This is a genomic window from Corynebacterium pseudopelargi (assembly GCF_003814005.1).
GTDB classification, from domain to species: Bacteria; Actinomycetota; Actinomycetes; order Mycobacteriales; family Mycobacteriaceae; genus Corynebacterium; species Corynebacterium pseudopelargi.
The window spans coordinates 1,441,744-1,460,512 of sequence record NZ_CP033898.1 but is presented as its reverse complement, the minus strand read 5'-3'; the positions used below and the strand labels follow the sequence as shown (position 1 = coordinate 1,460,512).

Here is an 18,769-nt window from a genome sequence, read left to right as displayed (position 1 = left end):
GATCACTGTGGGGTGAACCCCTGTTCTTGCCAGGTAGAACGAAACTCCTGCGAGCCCAAGGTGTTTAAGATCTTTTCTGCTTGATCGGGATGCGAGCTTTGATCCACCACCGCCGCCATGATGCGATTGGGGTACTCATCGGCATGGGGAATTTCAATGACCTCCACGCTATCGCCTGCGGCTGCAGCATCGCTGCGATACACCACGCCGGCATCGGCTTCACGCGAGACCACTTTGCCTAAGACATCGGAGACTGATTGCTCCAGTGAGGCAGCATTAATGGTGGTGTTATTGGCCTTTTCCAATGTGGCAGTGGTATCGCCACAGGGGACTTGCACATCACAAATGACCACCACGGCATCGCCTAAGTCTTTGAATCCTTGCACACCGGCCGGGTTGCCCTTGGGCACGATCAGCACCATGGAGTTTGTTGCTACAGCCTTTGGTGTGCCAACAAGCCCTGCATCTTCGGCTTGTTGCATGGTGGCCTCGTTGGCGGTGATCAACACATCTGCTGGCGCGCCTTCGCGTAACTGCTGTACCAGGGCAGCAGAGCCGGCATTGTGGAATTGGATATCTTCGCCACTTTGTTGGACTAAGGAATCATTAATCAAACGTGTAGAGGCGGCACCAAAAACCGTGAGTTGTTCCTGGGACGCGCAGCCGGTGAGCACCAAAGCCAGTGCTAGCGGCAGTAATTTACGCATAATGGGTGTTCTCCTAGAAAAAGTAGTGGGCACCAACGCTTGTGCGTGGTGCCCGGAGAAGGCTATGCGCCGTACCACTGGCCTTCGTCGTTGGGTTCATGCACCTGGCGTTTATTTGAGCGTACCGGCTCCCAGGCAACATGTTGGCGTGTTGGCTGCGTTCTTGTATCACGGGAGCGATACACCACATAGGGGCGGGTGGTGTAGCCAACCGGGGCAGAAAATACGTGCACCAGGCGAGTAAAGGGCCACACAGCCAGCAGGGTGAAACCTGCAAGCACGTGCACCTTGAACTGCCAGGGCACCGTAGCCATCCACTCCGGGTGCGCATTAAAGATGAGCAATTGGCGCAGCCAAGGAGAGATGGTCTCGCGGTAATCGTAGCCATGAGGCCCACCGAAGACCTGGGTGCTCACCGTGGCAACGAAGCCACTCAAGATAGCAAGGCCAAGCAGCACATACATCACCTTGTCTGAGGTGGAGGTGGATAGGAACACCGAGCGGGTGTGCACGCGGCGATAAATCAACCCCACTAATCCCAGCACCGCGGCGATACCGGCGATGGTGCCGGGGATGGTGGCGATGAGGTGATAGGCGGCATCTGAGATGCCTACGGCACGAGTCCAGGACTTAGGAAAAGCCAAGCCCATGATGTGGCCGAGGATCACAAACATCATGCCCCAGTGAAATAGCGGCGAGGAGATGCGCAGCAGCTTTGATTCATAGATTTGGGTGGAGTGCGTGGTCCAGCCAAATTGATCGGTACGCCAACGCCAAGACATGCCCAGCACAAACGCGACGATGGCAAGCCAAGGAAACGCGACCCACAAGAACGTGTCAATAGAAGTCATGGTGATTCCTTATTTAGGGGTTTTCGGTTTGGGCAAAGGGAAATGGGGTGCCAAGGCCAACCAGTTCGGAGGGAGGCCCCTGGCGAATCAGCTCCATAAAGTGCTGAGCAAGCTCTTGGTCAATCTCCGGCAACGCCATGCACACCGCCTTGATCAGGTGCGCATAGGGAGAATCGAAGGTTTCTAGGGCTGCGCGCAGCACCTCGATGCCATCGCGGTGGGTGGCAAGGATTTGGGTTGCTTGATCGTGCACCTCACCCTGGGCAAGCCCTGCGGCTTCGAGCAGCACACACAAGTGATCGGGGAGTTCATCGCGATCGAGCTCAAAACCTAAGGCGCCAAGTGCATCGCGAAACGCCAGGATGGCTGTGCCGCGCTGGCGGGTATCGCCTACGGCGTAGTAGCTCAAAAACAGCGAACAGCGGCGGCGCTGATCAAAGGTATCTACGTAGTGTTCCTCCAACCAGCGAGCAGCGTGGGTATCAGTAGCGTGGAAAAACCCTTCGAGCTCCGCTTCAATCGCTGCAGGCATAGCACCTAGGGCCTCGCGGACGGTGGGGATGCGTTGGATTAAGACCTCATCCGGGTAGTCCAGCAGCAGGGAACAGGCCATAAACAGCCTGCGGCGTTGCTGCTGGGTAATGGCTACGGCCGGGGTTGGGGCCGGGACGATGCCGACGTGGGTACGCATCTATCGGCTCCTTGGAAACATCGAGTCTGGACGCTGCCCAGCACTCCAAGAAGTAAGCGCTACAGGCCCTGCGCCCGCGCCGCTATGGCAGGCCTCGGGCGCACCTTCACCCAAACCGTGGAATTGCTCCACGCTGGCAGCAGGATCCGCGCCGCCGAAAGAAGGCAGCGAGGAAATACCGCGCGGTGTTTCCGGCGAAGCGGTGGGGATCACGTAGCGATCGTCGTACTTGGCAATGGCAAGCAAGCGATACATCGCCTCCATGTCCTTGCCGGTCATGCCCACCGAAGCGGCAATAGCTTCCTGCGGTTTTTGGCCGAGGTTGATATCGCGCATATACGAACGCATGGCGGCAAGCCTGCGCAGCACCTTTTCTACCGCCGCTGTATCGCCGGCGGTAAACAGCCCCGCGAGGTACTCCAGGGGGATACGCATATTGGAAATAGCAGAGAGCAACACCTTGTGGTGCTCGCCATCTGCGCCAGAGGCAGTCACGGCATCCACCACTGGGCTCAGTGGCGGGATGTACCACACCATAGGCAAGGTGCGATACTCCGGGTGCAAGGGCACGGCCACCTCGTAGCGGAAGATGAGATCCCAGATGGGGGATTGCTGTGCAGCATCGATCCAGGAGTGCGGGATGCCAGCTTCTACTGCCGCACGCTGCACCTCAGGATCATGGGGATCAAGCAGAATATCTTTTTGCGCTTGGAAGAGATCGCCTTCTTCCGGTGTGGAGGCTGCCGATGCCACACGGTCGGCGTCGTAAAGCAAAACTCCGAGGTAACGCAGGCGGCCGACGCAGGTTTCCGAACACACGGTGGGCTGGCCAACCTCGATGCGCGGATAGCACAAGGTACATTTTTCGGCCTTGCCGGTTTTGTGGTTGAAGTAGACCTTCTTATACGGGCAGCCCGAAACACACATGCGCCAACCACGGCAACGATCCTGATCCACCAACACGATGCCGTCTTCACTGCGCTTATACATCGCCCCCGAAGGGCAAGAAGAAACGCACGTGGGGTTCAAGCAGTGCTCGCAAATACGCGGAAGATAGAACATGAAGGCATCTTCGATCTCCTTGCGCACCTGCATATTCATCTGCTTGAGCACCGGGTCATCATCAAGTGTTTGCCCGGAGCCGCCGAGGTTATCGTCCCAGTTAGAAGACCACTTGATGGTATCGATCGGCCGGCCATCGAGCTGCGACACAGGCCGCGCAGTGGGCTGGGTCTTTTGGCCTGCAGGAGCCGAGAGCAGCTTTTCATACTCATAGGTCCAAGGCTCGTAATAGTCCTCGATGGTAGGCAGCTTGGGGTTATGGAAGATGGTGGCGAGCTTTTTTAAACGCCCACCCGAACGAGGCTTGAGCTTGCCGCGCTTATCCAGCACCCAGCCGCCTTCCCATTTGCCTTGATCTTCCCACCCATAGGGATAACCAACGCCAGGGCGCGTTTCTACGTTGTTGAACCACATGTACTCGGTGCCCTCGCGGTTGGTCCATGCCTGCTTACAGGTCACAGAACACGTGTGGCAGCCGATGCACTTGTCTAGGTTCATGATCATCGCAATTTGGGCCATGACCTTCATTAGTATTCAACCTCCTGGGAGCGGCGGCGGATGCGCGTGACCTCGTCACGGTTATTGCCAGTGGGGCCGATGTAGTTAAAGCCGTAGGTGAGGTGGCCATAGCCACCGGCGACGTGAATCGGCTTGATCATGATGCGGGTAAGCGAATTGTGGGTACCGCCGCGACGTCCGGTGGACTCATTGAGCGGCGTGCCCGTGGTGCGTTCCTGGGCGTGGTTCATAAACACCGTGCCTTCAGGGATGCGATAGGAAACGATCGCGCGAGCCGAAACCACACCATTGCGGTTATATGCCTCAACCCAGTCGTTATCGCGAACACCGAGCTTGTCGGCGTCTTTTTGCGACATCCAAATCACCTGGCCACCACGAGAGATAGACAACACATGCAGGTTGTCGTAGTACTGCGAGTGAATCGACCACTTATTGTGCGTGGTGAGGTAGCGAACGGTGACCTCTGGATCCCCGGCGTCGTTTTGCAATAGCTCACCCGGGGCCGTCTCGCCGTGGACGTGCAAGTGATCCAGCGGCGGGCGATACATGGGCAAGGCCTCGCCATAATCAATGAACCAGTCGTGGTCGAGGTAGTAGTGCATGCGACCAGACAAGGTATGGAAGGGCTTTAGGTACTCGCGATTGATCGAAAACGCCGTGTAGCGCCGACCATCCTTCTTAATACCCGTCCACTCAGGAGAAGTGATCACCTCTGCCGGGCGTTCCTTGATCATGTCCCAGTTAATTCGGGTGCCTTCTACATTATCGACGAGCTCATGGAGGTTATCCAGGCCAGTGCGCTTTGCCTGATTGCGGAAGCCTTCGGCTGCCACCTCGCCATTCGAGACGCCAGAAAGGTGCAAGATCATGTCGATCACCTTCGGCGCGGTGCTCAGGTCCGGGCGCAGTCCGGCGGTGGTGGTTTCGGATTCGCCCAGGATCAACTTGAGCTCTTCGGTTTGCTTTTCGACGTTATACGCCGTGCCATGCACACCGGTGCCAAGTTTGCCCGTGAGCGGGCCTAAGTGCATCCACTTTTCATACACGGCCGCATAGTCGCGCTCGACGGGGATGAGCTTGGCCATGGTCTTGCCTGGAACGTAGCCGTGCTCATCCAGCGGCGGCACCACACCACCGGGCATAGCCAGCTCGTCTGGGGAATCGTGCGCAAGTGGTGCAGCCACCACGTCGGTCTGCGTGCCTAACCACTTGGCTGCGAGCTTAGAAAACGCTGCGGCCAAATCGCGGAAGACCTCGAAATCGCTTCGTGCCTCCCAGGGCGGATTAATGGCCGCATTAAAGGAGTGCAAGAAGGGGTGCATGTCTGTAGAAGACATATCGTGCTTTTCATACCAAGTAGCAGCAGGCAGCACGATATCCGAGCTCAGCGAGGTAGACGTGTTGCGGAAGTCGGTGGTCATCATCAGATCCAACTTCCCCTTCGGGGCCTCATCGCGCCAGACCATCTGCTCGGGGCGATCTTCCGGACCGATCTCTTCGGCAGAAGCATCAGAATCAATACCAAGCATGTGGCGCAAGAAGAACTCCGTGCCCTTGGCAGAAGAACCCAGAAGGTTGGTACGCCAGTTGAGCAAAATACGCGGATAGTTCTGCGGATTATCCGGATCCTCGCAAGCAAAATGAAGATTGCCCGCATTGAGCTCATTGGCAATGTGTTCTTGAGGGGAGATGCCTTGCTGCTTGGCTTCTTCGGCCAGCAACAAGGTGTTGCGATCAAACTGCGGATACGAAGGCATCCAACCGCGCTTCATCGATTCCACCAGCGTATCGGCGGTGGTCTTATTACCCACCACGCCACGGTTTGCCAAAGGCGAGGCCAAACGTGCGGCCTTGGTGGAGTCATAGCGCCACTGATCAGTGGTGAGGTAGTAGAAGCCGGTAGAAATCATCTGACGTGGCGGGCGGTTCCAGTCGCCTGCAAAAGCGTACTGGCCCCAACCATTCATCGGACGCAGCTTTTCCTGGCCCACATAGTGTGCCCAGCCGCCACCATTGACACCCTGGGTACCGCACATCGAGGTCAGTGCCAAGAAGGTGCGATAGATGGAATCAGCATGGAAGTAGTGGTTGACACCAGCGCCCATAATGATCTGCGAACGTCCGCCGGAATCCACAGCATTTTGAGCAAATTCGCGCCCAATACGGATCGCGGCATTCGCAGGTACGCCGGTGAGCTCTTCTTGCCATGCAGGAGTGCCCACCACAGAAGCATCAAAGAAATCTTCAGGCCACTGACCAGGCAAGTTCAGCTCTTCGCGGCGCACACCGTAGTGGGCGAGCATCAAGTCATACACGGTGGTAACCAGCTTGCCGTTGACCGTGCGTGTAGGCACACCACGGTGCACGACGCCAGCACCAACAGGTCCTGCCTGATCGCCGCCGCCTGGAAGATCAAAGCGCGGGAAGCACACCTCGGCAGTATCAAAGCCATTGGTTTCTGCCACCGACATCACCGGAGCAACACCATCGAGCTTGAGGTTCCACTTGCCCTCGCCATCATCACCCCAGCGATCAGCCACGGTGCCGCCGGGATCCTTGATGGCACCATCAGCTTCCATCACCAGCAGGCGGTGAGTGGCATTAGCCGTGCTTGCCAGCGAATCGTCACCGCTTTGGGCTGCACTGAGGAACTTGCCTGGGGTAAAGGTGCCGTCTGCTCGCTGATCCAGCTCCACAAGGAAGGGGGCATCGGTGAATTGCCGCATGTAGTCAAGGAAGAAAGGCTCCTTCTTGCCCACATGGAATTCGCTTAAGATCACATGACCCATGGCAAAAGCCAGCGCACCATCGGTGCCAGGTGCAAGCCTGAGCCATTCATCAGCAAACTTGGTGTTATCTGCAAAGTCGGGAGAGACCACCACAACCTTGGTGCCCTTATAGCGCGCCTCTGCCATAAAGTGCGCGTCGGGAGTACGGGTGACGGGGATATTCGAACCCCACATCATCAGATAGCTGGAGTTATACCAGTCGCCAGATTCCGGCACATCGGTTTGATCGCCGAAGGTTTGAGGAGAAGCAGGCGGAAGGTCTGCGTACCAGTCGTAGAAGGACAAGGCCACGCCGCCGATAAGTTGCAAGAAGCGAGTACCTGCACCATAAGAAACCTGCGACATCGCCGGGATCACGGTAAAGCCCGCGATGCGGTCGGGGCCATATTGCTTGACGGTGTACACATGGGCTGCGGCAGCAATTTCCATTGCCTCGTCGTAACCCACACGCACCAAGCCGCCCTTGCCGCGCTGAGAGATATAGGCCTGACGCTTTTCAGGGGTTTCCACGATCTCGCGCCACGCGAGGACGGGATCGCCCAAACGCCCCTTGGCCTCGCGGAACATATCAAGAAGAACGCCGCGGATATAGGGGTAGCGAATGCGCGTAGGCGAGTAGGTGTACCAGGAAAAGGATGCGCCGCGAGGGCAACCACGAGGCTCATAATCGGGCATGTCTGGCCCGGTGCTTGGGTAATCCACTGCCTGGGATTCCCAGGTGATCACGCCATCTTTTACGTAGACCTTCCAGGAACAAGAACCAGTGCAGTTCACGCCGTGGGTGGAACGCACAACCTTGTCAAAAGCCCAGCGGTCGCGATAAAAGACATCCGCCTGGCGGCCACCTTTGAGGAAGATTTGCTGGCCTTCTTTGCCGGTTTCGCCCTTGCGCAAGAAGCTGCCCATTTGGAAGAGGGGGTTAGACGATTGCGAAGCTGTTGGCATCGTAAGGACCCTTTCTTATTTGCTGTTGATAGTGATAAGGGGCACGAAACGCGGCTTAACCTGGGAAGGGAGCGCCGGGTCGGGCGTAGTAGATCCACACCAAGGCCGTGGTGATGGCGAAGAAGACCACGCAGCCGAAGAAGAACACCTGTGGTGCCATCAACGACAACAGCACACCGCAAATAAACGGGCCGAATGCTGCAATGCCACCGGTCCAGCCGATCACGCCGCCGGCTTGGCGCTTGGGCAAAATCATGGGCATTTGCTTGAAGGTGCCCGCATTGCCAAGGCCGGTGAAGAAGAAGACGATGAGCATGAAAATCAAGAACCACTTGTACTGGCCGGGCTCATCGGGGTTGAGCGTCAAGGCTGCCAAAGCGGTGAAGATGGTCATGCCGGCGCCGCCGATGAAGGTCCAGATTGCGCCACCGAAACGGTCGCACAAAGGACCCCACATGGCGCGAACCAGGGCACCGATCAGTGGGCCGAGGAAGGCATATTTTGCGCCCTTGGGAAGGTCTGCGTACTGGCCTGCGAATTGGGAGGCCTCGCCAAAGACGTTGTTGATCAGTAGTGCGAACTGTGCGGCGAAACCGGAGAATGCGCCGAAGGTCATCAGATACACCACGGTGAGGATCCAGGTGTTCTTGTTGCCGAAGATGTCGATCTGTTGGCGGATATTTGCCTTTACCGGCACATCTTTAAGCAGCATCCAAGCCACGATGGCGCCGACGATTGCCCAGGGCACCATGATGATGGCGGGGGTGTGGACGAATACTTCGCCAGCGTCGGTGCGTTGGGGAGCCACGAAGCCAAGGCCAAGGAGGCTAAAGCCCATGAGCCACGGGGCTACGAGCTGGATAAAGGAAATGCCGAAGTTACCAATGCCGGCCTGGATGCCCAAGGCTGTGCCTTGGAGGCGCTTAGGAAAGAAGTAGCCGGTGGAGGGCATGAAGCCTGAGAAGACGCCGCCGCCGATGCCCGAGATGAAAGCGAGGGTGAGCAGCCACCAGTAGGGGGTATCGGAGTTTTGGACGGCGAAGAACCAGCCGAACATCGGGATGACGAACAGCAGGGAGGACATGCTCACGAGCTTCCGGGTGCCGATCATAGGCGGCAAGAACATGAAGATGAGTCGGAAGATACCGCAGGAGAGTCCGGGGATGGCGGTAAGCCAGTAGAGCTGCGATTTGCTCAGGTCGAAGCCGATTTGGTTGAGCATCGGCGCGATTGCAGAGACGAGATACCAGGTAGCGAAGCCGATGATCAGCACGATGGTGGAGATCCACAACGTGGTCCAGGCAATTTTGCTGTCCCAGGTTTCTTGGTGCTCGGGGTCCCAGCCCTCAAGCACGCGTTGGTCGGTGCGTAGTTGCGTCATGTGATTCCTTTGGAAAAAAGGGGCGCTATGAGGTGCCTGTCACCTCACGCTAATTGACTTCGAATTTACCGTGTTTAATACTCAAAAGGGTAATTTTGCCGGAAAAAAATCAAAAAAACCGTTGTTGCTGGGCGTGACCTGCAAAAAGTCAGGCTCTAAGCGTGAAGGCGTAGGCCGGACACCGCACTGGAAAATGCCGGGCGAGTCTGAACATGCACGCCGTTTGCCAGATGCTCATGGCCCAACGCTGCAACGACGGCACACACGCGCTGTGCTCAAGGCGAAGGGAAGGTGCGACATGCAGGAATGGGATGCTGTGGGCATCGTGGTTGGCGATCGCATAATCCAAGGCCAGCGGCCAAACAAAGCCGGGCCAGAAATCGAACGCGCCCTCAAAGCCCTTGGCGCAAACACAGTGCATCAACGCTGTGTAGGCGAGGGGAGTGGGCCGCTCAAAGCCGCATTTGCATGGGCAGCCAGCAAGCAGCCCGCGGTGATCGTTGTCGCCGGTGGCACCGGGCTAAATCCGGGCAACGTCACACCTGAAATCAGCATGGAGCACATGATCCAGCGCCTTTACGGCCTAGAAACCCAAGTGCTCATCCAAGGCCTCGCCCACACCGAGAAGGCCGGTCTAAGCAGAGGTGTGATCGGCATTGCCAGGGTGGGGCAAAAGGTGTGCCTGTTGGTGAATACGCCGAGTTCTCGCGGAGGGGTGCGTGATGTGCTTGAGGTGATTGCCAGCGTGTGGGATAGCCTCGCCGAGGCGCTCGATGCTCATAGCGAGGCAGACGCCCGGCGCGAAGTGGAAGCCCGGCGCGAAGTGGAACCACAGCGTGAAGCAGAATCCCAACGCGAAGCGGTACCGCGTTGCGGCATTGAGGCTGCTGAAGGGGAGAAGGTGGCTTAAGGCCTGCGCGGGGTTGATGTCTGGCCTGCTGGCAGGGCGTGAGTCGAGGGCAGGGCGTCGGCCACGCGTGGCTAGCGACGGCAGTGGGCCCGAGCGGGCGGGCTAGAACGCAAAAAGACCGGCGAATCTCCTTCGCCGGTCCTTGTCTGCTGTTAGGCGGTGCGGGTGAATTGGATGTGCCAATCCTGCGGGCCTTCTTGGAGGTATTTCACCTCGAAGGTTTCTTCGCGCGCCTCAACTTCTTTGAGCAAGGGAATTGGGTTGTGCGGCGCAATGAGGATCATGGCTTCGCCCACGCCTCGGGAACCCAGCGCGCCGTGAATTGCGCCGTGGCGAAGCGCATGGGGGATCACGCAGGCGTTGAGCGTGGGGGTTTGTTCGGTGCTTGAAAGAGGTAATTGCATGGTTGGAAGCATAGCCGGTGAATAACTACGATGAAAGGTGTGAAAAACAATTCCGGGGCTAAGCGGGCACCCATCGGCCGATTGCTGCTGCTGGCAGGCGCGGGAATCTCCCTCATCATCGGCCTGGGTGCAGGACTCGGGCTCGGCGGCGTTTTGGCTGCACCGCTTGAGATTCGATCACATCCCATCGATCACGGCGCACTGATGGTCTTTGGTTTTCTTGGCACCGTCATCAGCCTCGAGCGCGCAGTAGCGGTGAGAAAACCCTGGGCTTGGATTGTGCCGGTGCTTGGCCTTTGCGGCAGTGTTGCCATGCTTTTAGGCCTTGGCCTCATCCCCGGCATTGCCTGGCTAGGCACCTTTATAGGCCTGCTTGCCATCTACATCAGCATCCAAAAGCGTGCGGCCACCACCGCAATTTTGGTGCAGATGGTTGGTGCCGTTGCCGGTGCTTGCGCAGTGTTGCAGTGGCTTTTAAACCACACCTTTAGCCAAGCGCTGGCCTTCGCTGCGATCTTCCTTATAGCCACCATCATCGGCGAGCGCATGGAACTTGCCCGCGTGGCTTTTAGCGGTGCACAGGCTGAAGCCAGCATCGCCGTGTTAGTGCTCTGCGTCTTTGCTGCCGCGGTGATTCCCAATGGCCAACGCCTGCTGGGCTTCTTCTTGCTCTTGCTTGCTCTTCGATCAGTGCAGATCGACGTAGCCCGCAGGCTTATCCGCTCTACAGGCCTGCCTCGCTATAGCGCCTGGTGCATGCTTTTAGGCTATGGCTGGCTGTGTGCTGCTGCCTGCGCCTGGATGCTCGATGGGCCGTATGATCTGCGGGGTCACATGATCTTTTTAGGCTTTGTATTTTCAATGATCTTCGCTCACGCACCCACCATCGCCACTGCCATTACCAAGCGCCCACTGCCATATAGCCCGGTGCTGTACATCCCCTTGATCATCTTGCATCTCAGCCTGGCTATGCGAGTGATCAGCGCGCTTGCTGGCATCACGTTGAGCTGGCAGGTGGCCATAAGCGTGAATGTGATCGCTATTGTGCTGTTTATGGCCTGCGCCATCTGTCTTAGCGTATTCCGAGGCCAACACAAGGAGGTGCGCCGTGCAACTGCAGCCGCCTCAACCCAATAAGCCTGAGCCAGCAGGCAAGAAGGCCGAAGGCACACACCCCAAGCACCCCGCCGACAACCTTGCCGCCAAGCCCGCCCCCATCGCGCTGAATTCCAGCCCGGCTGGCGTTCACTCCCTTCACCCCACGCCCGGCAAGACTGCGCAGGTGGCATTGAGCGATGTCTCATTGGCGGCCAGGGCGCGCTGGCATAGCAGCTTATTTGTGATCATCGCCGTGTGGGTGATCAGCGCGATTGCCGCCTGGGTTGCCCGTGCACTTGGCCAACCGGTGAGCTGGTGGCAAGCCATCCATGCCGTCACCCTTGGTGCCATCGCCACAGCTATTTTTGGCTACATCACCCACTTCACGGAGGCACTGACCCGCCAACCTCCCAGTGGCTTTCGCGCCATCGCGGCAAGAATCGCCCTGCTGCAAGTAGGCGTGATGCTGCTCATGGTCTCAAGCCCTGCCAGCCGCTGGCATCTGCTAGAGGCATTAGGCGCCCTGTTGATCACAGTGGCCACCCTTTGGCAGTTGTGGTGGGTGATAACCAGGCTGCGCGGCTCACTAGCTGGGCGTTTTGCCAGCACAGTGCCCATGTACATCGCAGCACTTCTTGCCCTGTGCATCGCTATTACTTGCGTGGTGTGCGCCGGATTCGGTGTGGGCAGCTTTAGCGGGCTGATCGCAGCTCACGGGCGCGCGGCGTTATGGGGCTTTGTTGCGTTTACCATCTACGCCACGGTGCTTACTTTGCTGCCTACGCTCAGCGGCACTGCCATTAGCGAGACAGCCCGCGCGCGCATCCTACCGGCCTTGTTCCTGCTCAGCGTGTGTCTGTTGCACATTGTGTGGCTACTGATTTTCCAATTACCGCGCATCGCCGGCGTTTTTGGCATTGGCATCTGCGTGGTGGGCGCTTGGTTGCTGTGGCCGATCGTTTCCAACGTGATCCGCCAAAGCTCTGGCCTCGATTCCGCACCCGCCGGGGTAGTGGTGGCGCTGTGCAGCTTGCTTGCTTTGCAGCTTTTCGACGCCACAGCGTTAATCCTCGGACGCGACCCAAGGGAGGTATTCCAGCTCATCATTCCCGCGCTGCTTGCCTCGGTGCTGTTGTTGGTGGTTTTAAGCGTGCTGCAGTTTTTGCTGCCCACCATGATCGGCGGTGGCCCCCAAGCGGTGCAGCAAGCCAGAAGAAGAGCACAACGCAGCGGCTATGCGCGCATCGCGCTGATTATCGTTGGTAGCTTGCTGGCCTTATTCCAAAGTCCTTTGTGGATTGTGATGGTAGGCCTTGGTGTGTTGTGGACGCTGCTTGCGTTGGGCCTGGCTACCATGCGACAGCGAAAAGGGTTGAGCCATGGATAAACAAATTCAGAACTTCACCTGGGCACTTTTCGGTCTAGCTATGGCCGCGGTGCTCACCATTGCAGCCCAGCACGTTGCTCCACAATTGCTTATGGCAGAACAACAACCCGCACAGGTCCACCAGGCGCAAGCCGGCAACACGGTGCAGGTGCGCATTGAAGGCTTGCGCTTTGTCCCCGATGTGATTGAGGCAGCCCCTGGCCAGCAGCTAGATATTGAGCTGCACAATACCGGGGATATGACCCATGATCTGGTCTTAGGGTCCAAGCGCACAGCGCTGCTTCACCCAGGCCAGCGCGATCACATCAGCGTCACGGTGGATCGCAGCATGCAGGGTTGGTGCTCCTTGCCGGGGCATCGCCAGCAGGGCATGGTTTTAGATATTCGTATGCGTTAGAAACTGATGCGCCCGAGGCTTCGAAGCTGCTCCGGGGTGTCATAGTCTTGCTCTGCACCATTGCCTTGAAGCACCACAACCTTGGCATGATCGAGTAATCGCTTGGCCGCAATATCGCGGGTGCGATCAAGCCGATCAAGGGCTTGGCGCAACGCCTGGGCATGCCACAGTGAGCACAAGGGGTTGCGATGCGAGCCATCGCTGATCACCACCGCATCGGCGTCGTGCTGGGATAAAGCCTTCGCCATTGGGGCTAAAAGCGTCGGTGCTGCTGGTGCATCAACGGCCATAATGGCAATGAGTGCTCCACTGCACTTCGGCACTGCTGCCGCAATGCCTGCGACCGGGCCGCCGTAGGCGGGAGATTCGCACACCTGGGGTGAAAAGCCCAGCTCGAAGGGGCTTACGGCCACTACCTCGCACTGTGGTGGAATGTTGGCCACGGTGGCGTCGAAAAGCCGAATGCCATCGACTTTCACCTGCGCTTTATCGTGGCCCATGCGCTCACTTTTACCGCCGGCGAGCACAATCACCGAGGTATTAGCGGGGAAGCTCACGCGACCAATCCCCAGAACGCCCACCGGATTTAGCAACGATGCCACAGGTACGGATGTAGGCCGAACGATCCACGCCCTTGACCATATCCACAATGCTCAACGCGGCCACACTCACAGCCGTTAAGGCTTCCATCTCCACACCAGTGCGATCGGCGGTGCGCACCGTGGCTTGAATCCACACATGATCCTCGCGGATTTCCAAGTCAACGGCACAACCATGCACACCAATGGTGTGCGCCAAGGGCAGAAGCTCTGGGACGCGCTTGGCCGCAGCAATGCCTGCCACGCGAGCAACAGCTAACACATCACCTTTGGGCACGCTGCCATCGCGCAGAGCCTGAAGCACCTCAGGCGAACACGCAACCTCGCCTTCGGCAGTGGCCTCACGCACGGTGGGCTGCTTGTTGGTTACGTCCACCATGTAGGCGGCGCCGGCATCATTTAGGTGGGTAAAGCGCATGAATACTTCCTCGAAGAAACGTTAAAAGCAGGGTAAAAGAGCACTAGAGGTCAAACAGGATCACATCGACAGTATCGCCAACGTCCACCGCGCTGTGATTGGGGGCGCGTCGAATTACACCTCGAACATCTGCCAAAGAAGCAACGCGATGCGAACCCACGCCCTTGGCCAAACGAGGTGTGGCAACAAGCTGGGTATCCATCTGCAGCGAGGCGGGAATGAACTGCTCGCGGGCTCCATTGGCAGGCAGGGGTGCAGCACTTTGGGCTTGTACGCTCAACAGCTCTAAGCAACGCTTTGGTCCAACACCGCGAAGGCGCTGCAGCACAGGGCGGGCAAACAGCAGGAAGGACACATAGGCGCTCACGGGATTGCCAGGCAGGCAAAGCACCACCGTGCGGCGCTTACCCGAATGATAGATGCCCGCACCTTGGGGTTTGCCCGGCTGCATAGCCACATGGCCAAACCACATGCTAGAACCGAGCACCTCCTTGACAACATCGAAGGCCCCAGCAGAAACCCCACCAGTAGTAATGAGCACATCGGCGGTCGCCGCAGCTTCTGCTAACGCCTGCTCGAAGGCTTGAGGATCATCATCAACATGGCGCTGTGTCACACTAAGGCCCATGCGGCGGCAGGCCTCGGCAATCATCGGGCGATTCGAATCCGGGATTTGACCCGGCCCTGGAAGGCTGCCGGCAGCAGCAAGCTCATCGCCGGAAGAAAGCACGCACACACTCGGCAAGGCATGCACCTCCACCTCGAGCACCCCGATGGACGTAAGGGCAGCAATCGCCCCGGCATCCAGCTCAGTACCAGCTTCTAACACCACCTCGCCTTGGGCAGCGTCTTCACCGCGGCGCCTGATATGGCTGCGTTCAGGGCGAGCGGCGTGCACCTGCACGCGCTTGGGCATCTCGCGCTGAGCCGGGAACGCACCGGTATCTTCTACCGGGATCACCACATAATCCTCGCACTGCTCGCCGCAGGCTGCGCCCGTCATAATCCTTAATGCCTCACCCCGGCCAAATGCGGGAGCCACCGCACCGGCTGGCACGTCGGCTACCACCGGGAATTCCCAAGGCGCCTCACCCCGAAGATCACCGCGATGGACCAAAAAGCCATCCATTGCCGAATTGCTAAAAGGCGGCACCGCCAACTGCGCTTGCACATCGCAAGCCAGCACGCGCCCGGCAGCAGCGGCCACGGGAATGTGTTGCGTAGGCAGTGGCTCAAGGCCGTCGATGACTGCGGCGCGGTGCTCATCAACGCTGCGATCGAAGCTGGCGTGTTCACAAGACATAAAAGCGGTTCCTCGATTTCAATGGGCTGCTGCTGGGCGCGGCCTGGGCGGTTTGGCCCTGCTGGGCGCGGCCTGGGCGGTTTGGCCCTGCTGGTCGCGGCCTGGCTGGTTTGGCCCGGCTGGTTTGGCCCGGCTCAGTGCCAGCCTAACCGCCGATGGCAGACATGGTGCGCTCTGGTTGCACAAATGAGGGATCATTAATCCCATGGCCGTAGGCCTTCGGCCACATCGCCTGCGCCCAGGCCTCGGCGAGTTCTGCATCGGAGGCACCATCACGCATCAAATCACGCAGGCTGGTTTCTGCATGGGCAAACAGGCAGTTGCGGATAGCGCCATCGGTGGTCAGCCTCGTGCGGTCGCAATCGCCACAAAACGGGTGCGTGACTGAGGCAATCACACCGATTTCTCCAACAAGCTGCGCATCATCTTTTGCCTGCACCTGCCACAGTGCCGCGGGGGCGGAGCCGCGTGGCTTGCTGCTTGGGGTCATGGACAACTCGGTGCCCAAGGTGGCAATGATGGCCTCGGCCGTCACCATGTCTTCTCGGCGCCATTGCTCACGAGGCCCAATGGGCATTTGCTCAATAAAGCGAAGCTGGCAGCGGTGCTCAAGGGCAAAGCGCGCAAGGGGCAGCACGTCATCTTCATTCACGCCCTTCATCACCACGGTATTGATCTTCACCGGCTTTAAGCCCGCATCGATGGCGGCCTCAATTCCTTTGATGGCGTCTGCTAGACGATCGCGCCGGGTCAAAGCCTTATAGCGCTGGGGATTGAGGGTGTCTAAGGATAGATTGACTCGATCAAGCCCAGCGTGAGCCAGTGCCTCGGCGCGTTTATCAAGGCCAAGGGCATTGGAGGTAAGCGCGATGGTGGGCTTTTGTTTGGTGCGCGTGGTTAATGCAGCAGTCTCGGCAATGATGTGCTCGAGGGAGCGTCGCAGGAGTGGTTCGCCGCCGGTAAAACGCACTTGCTCAATGCCCAGGCGTTGCACGCCGATGCGGATTAGGCGGATCACTTCTTCATCGCTGAGCACTTCCTCGGTGGGGATCCACTCCATGCCTTCTTCTGGCATGCAGTAGGTGCAACGCAAATTGCAGCGATCAGTCAGCGAGACTCTTAAGTCTTTTGCCACGCGCCCGGTGTGGTCGCGCAATTCGCCCACGCCAGCATCAAGCAAGGCCTCGCCTGAGGGCTTGCTTTGGCGAATCGTTGGCATTGCCAGTGAGATAGTCACTTCCGGCAGTGCTCCTTCGGGCAAATCGGCTGATAAGAAACTGGAGATCCTGAAAAGAAATCTAGCGATATTCTACGGTAAAAACGGGAGTAAATCACCCGGCTGTGGGTTCGGGCGAATCTGAGCCTGGCCCTTGCAGGGCAATCACCTCAAAGTCACCTGCCGCCACATGCTCGCGCAGGTCGATCTTGTCAAACTTACCCACAGAGGTCTTATCAATGTAGTTCACAAAAGCCCAGTACTCCGGCAGCATCCAGCTCGGGAACATTCCGCGCAGCTTATCGCGCAAACGCTCAGCGGTATTCGCATCAGGTGGAGTGCCATCCACCAGGCGGGTCACAGCCAGGGGGCGCTCGCCCCACTTCCTGTCCGGGTAACCAATCACCGCAGCTTCTACCACCACCGTTTGATTCATAATGGCGTTTTCTAGCATGGCCGAATAGATCCACTCGCCACCGGAACGAATCACATCGCGGGCACGATCCTTGACGGTAAGGAAGCCGTCGCGGGTAACAGAACCCACGTCGCCGGTGCGCAACCAACCATCGGGAGTAAATTGCTCGGGCGCATGATCTACCTGCTGGGTACGGAAGGTAGAAGCAATACCGCCGGATTCCTCAGTGGCTGATTGGTAGTAGGAGCCTGTGACCCAATTGCCGCGCACCTGGATCTCGCCTTGGTTGCGGTCGGTAGAGCTCATCACCTCGCCATCGTTGACCACGCGATATTCCAAAGAAGCGGGGAAGCGCCCTTGAGAAATACGGTATTCGCGGCGCGTTTCACCCGATACGCCCGATGGTGGGCGAGCAACGGTGCCGATGGCAAGCGTCTCTGTCATACCCCACACATGCACGACATCCACGCCATAGCGCTCCTCCCAGAGATCGATCAGCATGGGCGGTACAGCGGAGCCGCCAACGAAAATCTCCTGCAAACTCATTCGCTCTGGGGCATTGCGCATGTAATGCACCATGAGCTGAATCCACAGCGTAGGCACGCCATTAGCCACGCGCGGGTGCGAGGTAGCGATCATGTGCGCGAGGGAAGGCGCAGAGACATCAGCGCCGGGGAAGATCAGCGGCGTGCCAGACATGAAGGCAGCGATGGGCACACACCAGCTCAAGATGTGATAGATCGGCACGCAGCATAAAAAGGATTGGCCGTGGGCTACTGCCAGTGAGTCGGTGGTGCGCAAGTTCATTGCCTGCAAATACAAGGCACGGTGCGAATATGCCACGCCCTTTGGTGCGCCGGTGGTGCCGGTGGAATAGCAGATCACCGCTGCGGTGGTTTCTTCCAGCACGGGCCAGTGGTAGACGGTGCTTCGGCCGTCGAGAAGCGATTCATAGCTATAGCAGCGAATATGTTCAGGAATATGGGCCGCTGCCTGGCTAATGTCGGACCGGCCAATAAACACCACGGCACGCACCAAGGGGCAGCCTTCCTCCAAGACCGCGCCGAGCTGTTTAGCCAAACGCTGGTCGGCCACAATCACCTCATCCTCAGCGTGATTAATAATGTGGCGGATCTGGTCATTCATGAGCTGCTTATTCAGCGGATTAAACACCGCACCCATGCATGCGACGGCGAAGAGCGTTTCTAAGTGCTCATTGCAGTTATACATAAGACTTGCCACGCGCTGATCGCCACGAATCCCAAGCTCATCGCGTAATGCATGCGCCAGCGCCGCTGCCCGGGCGGCAACCTCGCCAAAACTGGTTTCCTGGGGAACTTCCCCTTCAAAGGTGCTAATGGCAGTGCCGGCGTGCACACTGGCGCCATAGCTTAAAATGCGTTGGAGGTTTAAAGGCAGTTCCTGCATCGTGCTGTGCATGTACCTAACCCTAGTGCTTAGAAGTTGCGAGCCGGTACGCGCGGGTGGGGCGTGAAGGTTGCGCGCGGCGGCGCGTGGCGGATCGCGCGTGAAGAAAACTTGCGATACACTCAACCAAGAACTTCCACCATCAAAGGCAAGCTCTTTGTCAGCTCCTTGTCATAGTGAGCGCGAAGTTCAACCAAGATTCTCGCCCAGGCAAGTTTTCTTGTTTGGAGCGGCACTGCTACAACCTCG

General features: G+C 58.3%; 16 protein-coding genes. 4 read left to right on the top strand and 12 right to left on the bottom strand.

The features are described from left to right. Window positions 1-2: 2 nt before the first annotated feature. From modA to CPPEL_RS06790, 6 genes are all read right to left on the bottom strand, one after another. Complete coding sequence (modA, locus tag CPPEL_RS06815; protein WP_123960414.1) at window positions 3-707, bottom strand: molybdate ABC transporter substrate-binding protein; 705 nt, start codon at window positions 705-707, stop codon at window positions 3-5. Between the two features lie 62 nt (window positions 708-769). Continuing rightward, entirely contained in the window at window positions 770-1,558 is a 789-nt protein-coding gene (gene narI, locus CPPEL_RS06810) for a respiratory nitrate reductase subunit gamma (RefSeq protein WP_123960413.1), read from the bottom strand. A 13-nt stretch (window positions 1,559-1,571) separates the two neighbouring features. Beyond that, entirely contained in the window at window positions 1,572-2,249 is a 678-nt protein-coding gene (narJ, locus tag CPPEL_RS06805) for a nitrate reductase molybdenum cofactor assembly chaperone (protein WP_123960412.1), read from the bottom strand. Beyond that, entirely contained in the window at window positions 2,250-3,839 is a 1,590-nt protein-coding gene (gene narH, locus CPPEL_RS06800) for a nitrate reductase subunit beta (RefSeq protein ID WP_123960411.1), read from the bottom strand. After that, complete coding sequence (locus tag CPPEL_RS06795) at window positions 3,839-7,564, bottom strand: nitrate reductase subunit alpha (RefSeq protein ID WP_123960410.1); 3,726 nt, start codon at window positions 7,562-7,564, stop codon at window positions 3,839-3,841. Before CPPEL_RS06795 ends, narH begins: the two co-directional genes overlap by 1 nt. A 55-nt stretch (window positions 7,565-7,619) precedes the next feature. Next, entirely contained in the window at window positions 7,620-8,945 is a 1,326-nt protein-coding gene (locus CPPEL_RS06790; protein WP_123960409.1) for a nitrate/nitrite transporter, read from the bottom strand. A 298-nt stretch (window positions 8,946-9,243) separates the two neighbouring features. On the opposite strand from CPPEL_RS06790, the gene CPPEL_RS06785 reads away from it, so the two are divergent. Next, entirely contained in the window at window positions 9,244-9,855 is a 612-nt protein-coding gene (locus CPPEL_RS06785) for a molybdopterin-binding protein (protein WP_164470389.1), read from the top strand. Window positions 9,856-10,007: 152 nt separating this feature from the next. On the opposite strand, the gene CPPEL_RS06780 is transcribed toward CPPEL_RS06785, so the two are convergent. Continuing rightward, entirely contained in the window at window positions 10,008-10,259 is a 252-nt protein-coding gene (locus CPPEL_RS06780; protein WP_123960407.1) for a DUF2249 domain-containing protein, read from the bottom strand. 39 nt (window positions 10,260-10,298) lie between these two features. Here CPPEL_RS06780 and CPPEL_RS06775 point away from each other — a divergent pair, with 39 nt between their 5' ends. From CPPEL_RS06775 to CPPEL_RS06765, 3 genes are read left to right on the top strand one after another with little or no spacing between them, the layout of a single operon-like run. Next, on the top strand, window positions 10,299-11,396 hold the full coding sequence (locus tag CPPEL_RS06775) for a hypothetical protein (protein WP_123960406.1): 1,098 nt from the start codon (window positions 10,299-10,301) through the stop codon (window positions 11,394-11,396). Further along, window positions 11,368-12,744 carry a beta-carotene 15,15'-monooxygenase gene (locus tag CPPEL_RS06770; RefSeq protein ID WP_123960405.1) on the top strand — a complete coding sequence of 459 codons (1,377 nt, stop codon included), beginning with the start codon at window positions 11,368-11,370 and terminating at the stop codon, window positions 12,742-12,744. Before CPPEL_RS06775 ends, CPPEL_RS06770 begins: the two co-directional genes overlap by 29 nt. Then, a complete protein-coding gene (locus tag CPPEL_RS06765; protein ID WP_123960404.1) occupies window positions 12,737-13,141 on the top strand; it encodes a cupredoxin domain-containing protein in 405 nt (134 codons plus the stop codon). The genes CPPEL_RS06770 and CPPEL_RS06765 overlap by 8 nt, the downstream gene beginning before the upstream one ends. Here CPPEL_RS06765 and mobA read toward each other — a convergent pair. From mobA to CPPEL_RS06740, 5 genes are all read right to left on the bottom strand, one after another. Further along, the gene (gene mobA / locus CPPEL_RS06760; protein ID WP_245990408.1) at window positions 13,138-13,698 is read right to left on the bottom strand and encodes a molybdenum cofactor guanylyltransferase; all 561 of its coding nucleotides are present in this window, start codon (window positions 13,696-13,698) and stop codon (window positions 13,138-13,140) included. The two genes, CPPEL_RS06765 and mobA, sit on opposite strands and share 4 nt — an antisense overlap. Further along, a complete protein-coding gene (gene moaC, locus CPPEL_RS06755) occupies window positions 13,682-14,158 on the bottom strand; it encodes a cyclic pyranopterin monophosphate synthase MoaC (protein WP_123960403.1) in 477 nt (158 codons plus the stop codon). The genes mobA and moaC overlap by 17 nt, the downstream gene beginning before the upstream one ends. A gap of 43 nt (window positions 14,159-14,201) precedes the next feature. Next, window positions 14,202-15,461 (bottom strand): molybdopterin molybdotransferase MoeA, encoded by a 1,260-nt coding sequence (locus CPPEL_RS06750; protein ID WP_123960402.1) that lies wholly within the window; start codon window positions 15,459-15,461, stop codon window positions 14,202-14,204. Window positions 15,462-15,606: 145 nt separating this feature from the next. Then, window positions 15,607-16,680 carry a GTP 3',8-cyclase MoaA gene (gene moaA, locus CPPEL_RS06745; protein WP_123961267.1) on the bottom strand — a complete coding sequence of 358 codons (1,074 nt, stop codon included), beginning with the start codon at window positions 16,678-16,680 and terminating at the stop codon, window positions 15,607-15,609. 112 nt (window positions 16,681-16,792) lie between these two features. Then, the gene (locus CPPEL_RS06740; RefSeq protein WP_123960401.1) at window positions 16,793-18,532 is read right to left on the bottom strand and encodes a long-chain fatty-acid--CoA ligase; all 1,740 of its coding nucleotides are present in this window, start codon (window positions 18,530-18,532) and stop codon (window positions 16,793-16,795) included. Between the last annotated feature and the right edge of the window lie 237 nt (window positions 18,533-18,769).